Source organism: Bacteroides sp. 11BF, assembly GCF_019633765.1.
GTDB classification, from domain to species: Bacteria; Bacteroidota; Bacteroidia; order Bacteroidales; family Bacteroidaceae; genus Bacteroides; species Bacteroides hominis.
On sequence record NZ_JAFKPJ010000019.1, the window covers coordinates 83823 to 93999 of the forward strand.

Annotated in this window: 9 protein-coding genes; all 9 read right to left on the bottom strand. The window is 43.4% G+C overall.

Features of this window, described 5'->3' with window-relative positions:
* Positions 1-4: 4 nt before the first annotated feature.
* The 9 genes from JZY04_RS17775 to JZY04_RS17815 all read right to left on the bottom strand — a co-directional run bounded on the left by JZY04_RS17775 (position 5) and on the right by JZY04_RS17815 (position 10039).
* Complete coding sequence (locus JZY04_RS17775; RefSeq protein ID WP_122143656.1) at positions 5-1558, bottom strand: glycosyltransferase family 39 protein; 1554 nt, start codon at positions 1556-1558, stop codon at positions 5-7.
* Entirely contained in the window at positions 1548-2195 is a 648-nt protein-coding gene (locus JZY04_RS17780) for a lipid-A-disaccharide synthase N-terminal domain-containing protein (RefSeq protein WP_005807865.1), read from the bottom strand. Before JZY04_RS17780 ends, JZY04_RS17775 begins: the two co-directional genes overlap by 11 nt.
* A 4-nt stretch (positions 2196-2199) precedes the next feature.
* Positions 2200-2934, bottom strand: a complete 735-nt coding sequence (locus tag JZY04_RS17785; protein ID WP_005807866.1) for a glycosyltransferase — start codon at positions 2932-2934, stop codon at positions 2200-2202.
* Between the two features lie 217 nt (positions 2935-3151).
* Positions 3152-4213 carry a 3-isopropylmalate dehydrogenase gene (leuB, locus tag JZY04_RS17790; protein WP_005807868.1) on the bottom strand — a complete coding sequence of 354 codons (1062 nt, stop codon included), beginning with the start codon at positions 4211-4213 and terminating at the stop codon, positions 3152-3154.
* A 12-nt stretch (positions 4214-4225) separates the two neighbouring features.
* Positions 4226-5755: an alpha-isopropylmalate synthase regulatory domain-containing protein gene (locus JZY04_RS17795; protein WP_005821377.1), complete on the bottom strand. Its 1530-nt coding sequence runs from the start codon at positions 5753-5755 to the stop codon at positions 4226-4228.
* Positions 5734-6324, bottom strand: a complete 591-nt coding sequence (gene leuD, locus JZY04_RS17800) for a 3-isopropylmalate dehydratase small subunit (RefSeq protein ID WP_005780891.1) — start codon at positions 6322-6324, stop codon at positions 5734-5736. The genes JZY04_RS17795 and leuD overlap by 22 nt, the downstream gene beginning before the upstream one ends.
* Before the next feature lie 102 nt (positions 6325-6426).
* The gene (leuC, locus tag JZY04_RS17805; RefSeq protein ID WP_122143657.1) at positions 6427-7821 is read right to left on the bottom strand and encodes a 3-isopropylmalate dehydratase large subunit; all 1395 of its coding nucleotides are present in this window, start codon (positions 7819-7821) and stop codon (positions 6427-6429) included.
* 47 nt (positions 7822-7868) lie between these two features.
* Positions 7869-9365 (bottom strand): 2-isopropylmalate synthase, encoded by a 1497-nt coding sequence (locus JZY04_RS17810; RefSeq protein ID WP_122143658.1) that lies wholly within the window; start codon positions 9363-9365, stop codon positions 7869-7871.
* Between the two features lie 401 nt (positions 9366-9766).
* Positions 9767-10039, bottom strand: a complete 273-nt coding sequence (locus JZY04_RS17815) for a hypothetical protein (protein ID WP_005780897.1) — start codon at positions 10037-10039, stop codon at positions 9767-9769.
* Between the last annotated feature and the right edge of the window lie 138 nt (positions 10040-10177).

The following is a 10177-nucleotide window of genomic DNA, read 5'->3' on the forward strand; positions in this document are numbered from 1 at the left end:
TTATTTAGAGTACCATTACGGAAAAACGGCCTATAACATAATGTGCCTTACCGTCAACAAATTTCTGCAGTTCCTTGTTCGAACGTATTTTCTTGTTCGAAATCATCAGGATGGTATTCTGATATTTATTATCCAAAACTTCTTCTTCAGTCACTTCTTTCACACCTTCGTGCAGGTAGACATCCATATTCTCAGGACGACGTACATTCAGGACACAATAACCGGAAGTCCCTTTTTCTTTGGAAAGTTCCACTGCTTTCCGGCATAATTCGGAATAACCCAATTCACTGTTAATGGCAGGTACATCCCAACCGCCCACAAAGATAGCACAAAACAATCCGAAGGCAAGCGTATTGATAGTCTTGTTCAACGATTTCTTCCGATAGAGGAAATACAGAGCCGCACAACCACTAACTGTCAACACTCCACCGGCCACGTAAAAAAGCTTCTGTCCCAGAAATTCGGTGCCCGGCATTTGTCCCAACACGATAAGAGCGGGCAGGCCTGCCACAAAAACAACGGCAGGAAGAACCAACGTCAACGCCAGCCATTGATTCCATCGGAAATGTGATAGCAAAAGTACGGCCAGATAGACAAAAAATGGGAAAGTCGGTGCCAAATAGACGGCAAGTTTACCACTGAAACAAGATAACATCAACAAAGTACTGAGAATGATTACCATAAAGAAACGCTCCAGATCTGAACGTATTAACCGACGACATGCCCCGGCCACAATCACCCCTATCAGCAATAACGCCCAAGGGGCCAACGAATACCAAACGGAAATAAAATAATAATAGAAGGGTGCACTATGATCGAAAGCATTGACAGCCCGTCCTACAGTCTGGCGGAATAGCAGATCATGCAGATAGTTCAAACCTCCCTCTTCCCAACAGACACCACCAAACCAGATGAAACATCCTAACAGTAGCACGGCAAATGTCTTCCATCCCCAATAGCGTCCGAAGGTTTTCACACGCCCGGTGATAAGCAGAAAGACAAAAGTAGACAGCAAGGGTACCAGTATACCGACCGGACCTTTGGAGAAAACAGCCATAAAAATATAGAAGGGAAACAGAAAGGCATTCCGGTTCTTGCTGCCCTGTCCTTTCAGCATCCGGTAGAAAGTACGGAGGGCAAGAACAATGAACATACACATCAGCATATCCATACGCAAAACAACTGCCAACCCTAAAAACAAGCCGCAACTCATCAACATTAGCTGTGCCGAAAGACGATTGGCCGCAGATGTTTCACGTTCTACCCACCGATCCATTACCAGCATAATCACCAGAGCAGGAATGAAAGAGAAAAGTGACGCAAACCACATGGCATGACTGCCCAGCAACCATTTGCCCAGCATCAGAATCCAGAAATACAAAGGAGGCTTATCGGCATATTGCACACCGTGATTGGTGAACGTAAAAATATCACCATTGCGCAGTGCCTCATCGACAATGCTCAGATAGCGTAACTCATTGGAGGGAGTATAATCCCGGAAAATCAGCACCGGCAATACTGCCAGCAATAATAAAAACGGAAGAAATTTACTTTTCATAGGCAACTGATTGCTTGGAGCTTTTACGCCCAATCATCAGATTGCGAAAATAGGCTACGAAACCGACAGACTGACCCAAAATCAGAACCGGATCGAGACGGAATACACCGTATGCCACAATAACCGATGAACCGACCAGACTGATAATCCAGAAACCGGCAGGCAGTAAAGACTCTTTATGATGGAATGAATAAGCCCATTGATATACAAAACGAAGAGTGAAAATGACTTGTCCCATTGAACCGAAGACCAACAGCCAGAGAGGCACCTTTTCATTTCGGAAAAAACTATCGATAAAGTGTTGTGCATCGTGCAGCATAAAAGCTGCTGCAATAATGGGGGTAATTACCAGCAGAGTTTTCAGTACCCCGTGCAATTTATTCCAAATACCCTTCTCGTTCAGATTCCACAAATAGATATAATAAGAAATAAACTGTCCGAAGATAATAGAAAAATCATCACGCAACCACCCATAGATACACAACAGATAAGAACCGGCAATGCTCAGAATCCAAAATATGGAAGGAGATACTACCTTCTTTGCTTTTTCCGATAGTACCCACTGGAATATGATGCGCGCAGAGAAAAAAGCCTGCGCCAAAAAACCGATTACATAAATAAAGCCGTTACCTCCCACAAGACTACTCCATTAAGTTATTGTCGCCGACACGATAGTTAATATATCTCTTCTTCATCCAACGGTACGCAAAGCAATCGAGGAAAGGAGAAACCAGTCTGTTCCACAAATGATACTTGGATGTACCTGCTACACGCGGGAAATGACGGACAGGAATCTGTTTGATCTTAGCATCCTGCAATAAAATCAACGCAGGAAGAAAACGGTGCATACCCGTAAAGAACGGAATACGTTTGGCATAGGCCGTATGCAACACTTTAAGAGGGCAACCTGTATCCTGAACACCATCATGGGTCATCATCCGCCGGAAACCATTGGCAATCTTGGACTGGAGGTTTTTAAAAAAAGAGTCTTTACGATTGGCACGGATACCCATCACCAACTGATAGTCGGCAATATCCTTCAATAACAGGTTGAAATCCTCGGGAGTAGTCTGAAGATCGGCATCCATGTATCCCACATATACCGACTCAGCGTAGTCGATACCCGCTTTCATGGCGGCACTCAATCCGGAATTTTTTGCCAGATCCATATAAAAGAAATCCTTATTGCGCGCGCATACCTCCATGATACGTTGCTTACTGTTATCACGTGAACCATCGTTCACAAACAATACACAAGCCGTACAAATAGAGTTGGGCAAAAATTCTCCCAATTTCTGTTCCAAAGAGTAGATATTGTCTTCTTCGTTGTATACCGGAACAACGATAGTCAGTTGATAATTGATCGTTTTATTCATTGCCTCATTGTAAATATCCTGCAAAAATACAAAAAATAAGAAATAAAACAGGGGTATTGAAACAACAAACCAAATCTAATTTATGTTTTTATAGCACAAAAAGAAAAAATGAAACCGGATTATAACATTCATACAGACTTAAAACAGAAAAAGAATGCCGGAAAGAATGTCACTCCTCTCCGGCATTGTCTGTTGTTTTATAAATATAAAAACGAAATCAGGCTTTCCGGATGTAATCAACAATCCATGCTCCTACTTCTTTCGTGCCAAACTTATCACCACCTTCTACCTGAATTTCGGGGGTACGTACATTTGCATCCAAAGAAGCATCGACAGCCTTACGGATCAAAGCGCCTTCGGCTTTGCAATCGAAGTATTCGAACAACATTGCTACCGAAAGGATTTGTGCCAGTGGGTTAGCAATATTCAAACCTTTTGCCTGCGGCCATGAACCGTGAATTGGCTCGAACACCGGAGTACTCTCGCCCGTAGAAGCAGACGGGAGTAATCCCATAGAACCGCTAATTACAGAACCTTCGTCGGTCAGAATGTCGCCAAAGGTATTCTCCGTCACCATTACGTCAAAGAACTTAGGCTCCTGGATCATCTTCATTGCAGCATTATCCACAAACATATAATCAGTAGTCACCTCCGGATACTGCGGGGCCATCTCTTGTGCAATTTGTCTCCACAAACGACTGGAAGCAAGCACATTGGCTTTATCGACTACAGTAAGGTGTTTGCGACGCTTCATTGCGTATTCAAAACCGACTTTCAGGATACGTTCAATTTCGGGACGTGTATACATATTCGTATCATATGCTTTATCATTATCCTGATATTTCTCACCGAAATACATACCACCCGTCAGCTCACGGATACACAGGAAGTCGGCTCCCTCTACTAACTCTGCACGAAGAGGCGACTTATGAACCAGACATTTAAAGGTTTGCACCGGACGGATATTGGCAAACAAACCGAGTTTCTTACGCATAGCCAGCAGCCCTTGTTCCGGACGTACCTTGGCAGTCGGGTCATTGTCAAACTTAGGATCACCTACAGCCGAAAAGAGAACTGCATCGGCATTCTTACACACCTGATAGGTTTCTTCGGGGAAAGGATCACCTACTTTATCAATAGCATCCGCACCACAAATGGCATATTCATAGTTTACTTTATGTCCAAACTTCTCACAGACGGCACTCATCACCTCTACACCTTGTACAGAGATTTCCGGTCCGATGCCGTCACCGGCTAATACAGCAATTTTAAAATCCATATTGTTCAATAATTAATATTCTTCTATTATATTCAGCATTTTAATAGTAGCTTTGATGGCAGCCTCTGTCTGGTCGGCATCCAATCCACGGGTACGGAACACCTTTTCACCAAAACTCCAGGTGATGACTGTCTGCACGAAGGCATCGGTACGGCCTCCGGGAGGGATACTTACGGCATAATTAATCAGCATCGGGAACTTACGCCCCAAAGTCACCTTATATACTTTACGCAAAGCGCGTACGAAGGCATCGTACTGTCCATCACCGGAAGAACTTTCTTCGTAAACCTGACCGTCGATTTCGATACTCAGTGTTGCCATCGGCTTCAATCCGTGTGCTAAAGTGACAAAGTAGCTTTTCAATTTTACTTTATTGCTCATGCCATCATGCTTCAACACATCAGAAATAATATAGGGCAAATCTTCCTGAGTAACCAACTCTTTCTTATCACCCAACTCAATGATTCGCTCCGTAACCTTCTTCATGGACTCTTCATCCAGTTCCAGTCCCAGACTTTCAAGGTTCTTGCGGATATTGGCCTTACCGGAAGTTTTCCCCAAAGCATACTCGCGTATACGCCCGAAACGCTCGGGAAGCAGATCATTACAATAAAGATTACTTTTATTGTCTCCATCGGCATGTACGCCGGCCACCTGAGTAAATACATTCTCACCTACAATCGGTTTGTTGGCGGGTATCACAATGCCCGAATACGATTCGACCACACGACTCACATCATTCAGCCGGCTCTCATCGATATTGGTTATGGCATTGAAATGATCTTTCAAGATGGCCTGTACACTCGCCAAAGGAGCATTTCCGGCACGTTCACCCAAACCGTTGATAGTAGTATGGAGCCCTTTTACCCCACTCAGCACGGCAGCAAGCACATTACTTACAGCCAGATCATAATCATTGTGTGCGTGAAAGTCGAAATGTGTGTCAGGATAACGCTTTTTCATCTTCCGCATAAACTCAATCACCTGAAGCGGGTTCAGGATACCCAATGTGTCGGGAAGCATAAACCGTTTGATAGTGGTCTCCTTCAATGCATCCACAATCCGGAACACGTATTCGGGAGAGTCCTTCATACCATTACTCCAATCCTCCAGATATACATTAACCTCAATATCGAGTTCATTGGCATAATCCACTACGGCAAGAATGTCTTCGATATGTTCTTCGGGCGTTTTCTTCAACTGGCAGGTACAATGTTTCAGCGAACCTTTGCACAGCAGATTAATGACACGACATCCGGTAGCATGAATCCAATCCAATGAAGTATGTCCGTCGACGAACCCCAATACCTCTACTTTTTGCAGCAGATTCCTTCGGGCAGCCCAGTCACATATCATTTTCACCGCATCAAACTCTCCATCGGACACACGCGCCGAAGCTACCTCCACACGATCTACTTTCAACTCTTCCAGCAGAAGTCGGGCAATCATTAGTTTTTCATGGGGCACAAACGATACTCCGCTGGTCTGTTCACCGTCGCGGAGAGTCGTGTCCATGATTTCTATTTTGACGCCTTTTCCCATTGTTCTATTTTATCTTTATTAGTCAACAAAAAGTCAATGTCGTCAAGTCCATTCATCAGACAGTGCTTCTTGTAGGCATTGATTTCAAAATGTTCACTCTTTCCGGTAGCTTTGTTAGTGATGGTTTGTTCCGGCAGGTTAACTTCCACTTCCATCTTCGGATTCTTAAAGATGGAATCGAACAACTCTGCAAGGAATTCCTCGGTTACCACAACCGGAAGAACGAAATTATTCAATTCATTGTTTTTATGAATATCTGCAAAGAAACTACTCACCACTACACGGAAACCATAATCGGCAATGGCCCAGGCAGCATGCTCTCGGCTGGATCCCGAACCAAAATTTTTTCCGGCTACCAAAATTTGTCCTCCATATGTAGGGTCATTCAACACGAATGATTCTATTTTATTCCCTTGTTTATCGTAACGCCAGTCCCTGAACAAGTTCTCTCCAAACCCCTCCTTGGTTGTAGCTTTCAAAAAACGCGCGGGAATAATCTGGTCTGTATCCACATTCTCTAATGGAAGAGGTACACAAGTACTTGTAAGTATATTGAATTTTGCTTTCATCTTTTTATTTTCGATTTAAATAATTGCGATTTACAGTGCAGGCGGACAATCTCCGTTCACAAACTCCTTGAGCAGTAAATCCCCGATCGTCCTATAGCTCTATTACATCAGTTCTCTCGGATCGGTAATCACTCCCGTTACGGCAGCTGCAGCCGCCACAAGCGGGCTGGCCAATAACGTACGGGCTCCCGGCCCCTGACGTCCTTCAAAATTACGGTTACTGGTAGAAACTGAATATTTACCGACAGGAATCTTATCATCGTTCATGGCCAGACAAGCCGAACATCCCGGCTGACGAATAGCAAAACCGGCATCTTCCAGAATCTTATCCAATCCTTCTTCACGGATCTGGGCATCAACCATCCAAGAACCCGGCACTAACCATGCAATCACATGTTCGGCTTTCTGACGCCCTTTCACTATAGAAGCGAATGCGCGGAAGTCTTCGATACGCCCATTAGTACAAGCGCCCAGAAATACATAATCAATCTTTTTACCCAACAATGATTCACCCGGCTGAAATCCCATATAGTCCAGAGATTTCAAGAATGAAGTTTTCGTTGTTTCATTCATACCCTCGGTTGTAGGAATATGCTGCGTGATGCCCATACCCATACCCGGATTAGTTCCATAAGTGATCATCGGCTCGATATCAGCTGCATCAAAATGGACTTCTTTATCAAAAGCCGCATCTTCTTCACTCTTCAAAGTCTTCCAATACGCCATTGCTTTATCCCACTCTTCGCCTTGAGGAGCATTTTCACGCCCTTTGATGTATTCAAAAGTCACTTCATCGGGAGCAACCATACCGCCACGGGCTCCCATCTCAATAGAAAGATTACAGAGTGTCAACCGGCCTTCCATTGTCAGACTGCGGATTGCCTCACCGGCGTATTCTACAAAATAACCGGTTGCACCGCTGGTCGTCATTTTCGACATCATATAAAGGGCAATGTCCTTGGCTGTAACTCCCTTACCCAATTCACCATCTACCGTGATACGCATAGTCTTGGGACGTGACTGCAAAATACATTGTGAAGCAAGTACCATTTCAACCTCACTTGTACCGATACCAAAAGCAACCGCTCCCATCGCACCGTGAGTAGAAGTATGTGAATCGCCACAGACAATCGTCATTCCGGGTAAAGTGAGTCCCCGTTCGGGACCTACCACATGAATAATACCATTTCTTTTATCCATCATCCCATAATGCGTCAGCCCAAAATCGGCTGCATTCTTAGTCAATGTATCCACCTGAGTTTTTGAGACAGGATCTTCAATAGGCTTATCCTGATCGTGAGTCGGTGTATTATGGTCCGGCATGCAATATACCTTCTCCGGACGGAGTACTTTAATCCCGCGTGCGCGTAAACCGGCAAAAGCTTGAGGACTGGTTACTTCGTGACAATATAATCTGTCGATATAGAGTTGTGTAGGGCCATCTTCCACCGTAGTCACTACGTGTGCATCCCATATTTTATCAAATAATGTATTCATCTTTTTATTTATTATTTTACGATTTACAAATTACGTTTAGAGTCACATCACTTAGTAAACTTGTTGATACAGTCGATATAGGCTTCTACCGATGCAGCTATGATATCTGTATTTGCACCAAATCCGTAATACATCTGGTTATCATACTCAACCTGCATGTGTACCTTACCCACATCATCACTTCCTTTGCTAATGGCTTGAATCGTGAATTCCTTCAAAGTCATATGACGGTCAATAATACGCTTCAGAGCCTTGATGGCAGCATCCACCGGACCATTACCACTGGCAGCCGATTCAAATTTCTCTCCGGCAATATTCAATCCGAGGCTGGCAACGGAACGGACTCCTACTCCACTGGTCACCTGAAGATATTCCAATTTGATGCGATGGTTACCACTTCTGTCCGCACCCGCCAATACCAGAATATCATCATCATGAATATCTTTCTTGCGGTCGGCAAGTTTCAGGAATTCTTCATATACTTTATCCAGTTTTTCCTGATCCAGTGTCACACCCAGAATGGAAAGGCGATTTTTCAAGGCAGCACGTCCGCTACGGGCTGTCAATACGATAGAGTTATCGTCGATACCCACATCGTGCGGATCAATTATTTCATAAGTCTGCACATTCTTAAGTACACCATCCTGGTGGATACCCGAAGAATGCGCAAATGCATTGCGTCCAACAATGGCCTTATTAGCCTGTACCGGCATATTCATCAGGCTCGATACCATACGGCTGGTAGGATAAATCTTCTGAGTATTGATATTCGTCTCAATATCAATCTCGTGATGGCTTTTAATAATCATTGCTATCTCTTCAAGGGCCGTATTTCCCGCACGTTCACCGATACCGTTGATGGTAACCTCTACCTGGCGGGCACCATTCAGAATACCTGCCATCGTGTTGGCAGTAGCCATTCCCAAATCATTATGACAGTGGGTAGAAATGATTGCATTCTCAATACCTGTTACATGATCTACCAGATATTTGATTTTCGCGCCATACTCGGAAGGTAGGCAGTAACCTGTTGTATCCGGAATATTCACTACTGTAGCACCAGCCTTAATAACCGCTTCAATCACACGAGCCAGATATTCATTATCCGTACGTCCTGCATCCTCTGCATAAAACTCTACATCATCCACAAAACGACGGGCATATTTCACTGCCGCCACAGCACGTTCGATAATCTCTTCCCGATTAGAATTGAATTTATATTTAATATGTGAATCTGAAGTACCGATTCCTGTATGAATACGCTTATGTTTAGCAAACTTCAGGGCATCCACTGCCACATCGATATCTTTTTGTACCGCACGCGTCAATGCACAAATCGTCGGCCAGGTCACAGCCTTTGATATTTCAATCACCGAGTTAAAATCACCCGGGCTGGAAATAGGAAAGCCTGCCTCAATTACATCTACACCTAAAACTTCCAATGCCTTTGCCACCTGAATTTTTTCCACTGTATTCAACTGGCATCCCGGTACTTGTTCACCATCGCGAAGGGTGGTGTCGAAAATAAATAATCTGTCGCTCATATTCTATTTTTTTAATCTGATTATACACCATCAAAAAAGCCTTTCACACAAGGAAGTGAGAAAGGCTTTCGTATATTTTCATTATACATATTTACGCGCGACACTCACTTCCCCCGACCTTTGCCAGCAGAATAATAATACCACACAGTAGAATATGTATAAATGATTGATTCATGTTTATTGTCTCTTTTATTGTTTGACGATGCAAAGGTATAGATTATTTCTTAGCCTCCAAATAAAACGTTACTTTTTTATTCATAAAAATATCATTTCATAAGAAGAACTACTGTATAATAACAAATATATCACAATCAAAGTTCATATATCTGCCTACAAAAAATGGGAATAAAGTACTGTTAGATACCTTATTCCCACTCAATTATAGCTTTAATGCCTGTTGATTACTTCTTATCACAAGCTTTCTTTTCACAATTTGCATTCTGAGGGCATTCTGTTTTCTGGTCGCATGCAGCTTTATCTTTGCAACAAGCCTTGGTAGAGTCACAAACAGCAGAGTCACCTTTGCAACAAGTTGCAGCAGATTCCACTGCTTCTACAGCAACTGAAGTAGAGTCTGTAGCAGCTTCCGAATTAGCTGTTTTATTGCCACCACAAGAAATCATCGCAAAAGAGAATGCCACCATTGCAGCAGCTAAAAAGAATTTTGTCTTCATACTTTAAATATTTGCTTTAAACGTTTATATAAATACTCATTTGCAAATATAGATAAAATAAATGAATCTCCCAAAAACAAGTCATCCCCTCGTGTCTTCTGACCCGAGGGGATGAACTCTCTAAAAACGGCGACTACC

What these genes read in the sequence shown, in the direction of transcription:
- JZY04_RS17815 (WP_005780897.1), bottom strand. Translation starts at nt 10,039, where the DNA reads ATGAAGACAAAATTCTTTTTAGCTGCTGCAATGGTGGCATTCTCTTTT.
- leuD (WP_005780891.1), bottom strand. Translation starts at nt 6,324, where the DNA reads ATGAAAGCAAAATTCAATATACTTACAAGTACTTGTGTACCTCTTCCA.
- leuC (WP_122143657.1), bottom strand. Translation starts at nt 7,821, where the DNA reads ATGAATACATTATTTGATAAAATATGGGATGCACACGTAGTGACTACG.
- JZY04_RS17775 (WP_122143656.1), bottom strand. Translation starts at nt 1,558, where the DNA reads ATGAAAAGTAAATTTCTTCCGTTTTTATTATTGCTGGCAGTATTGCCG.
- JZY04_RS17795 (WP_005821377.1), bottom strand. Translation starts at nt 5,755, where the DNA reads ATGGGAAAAGGCGTCAAAATAGAAATCATGGACACGACTCTCCGCGAC.
- leuB (WP_005807868.1), bottom strand. Translation starts at nt 4,213, where the DNA reads ATGGATTTTAAAATTGCTGTATTAGCCGGTGACGGCATCGGACCGGAA.
- JZY04_RS17785 (WP_005807866.1), bottom strand. Translation starts at nt 2,934, where the DNA reads ATGAATAAAACGATCAATTATCAACTGACTATCGTTGTTCCGGTATAC.
- JZY04_RS17810 (WP_122143658.1), bottom strand. Translation starts at nt 9,365, where the DNA reads ATGAGCGACAGATTATTTATTTTCGACACCACCCTTCGCGATGGTGAA.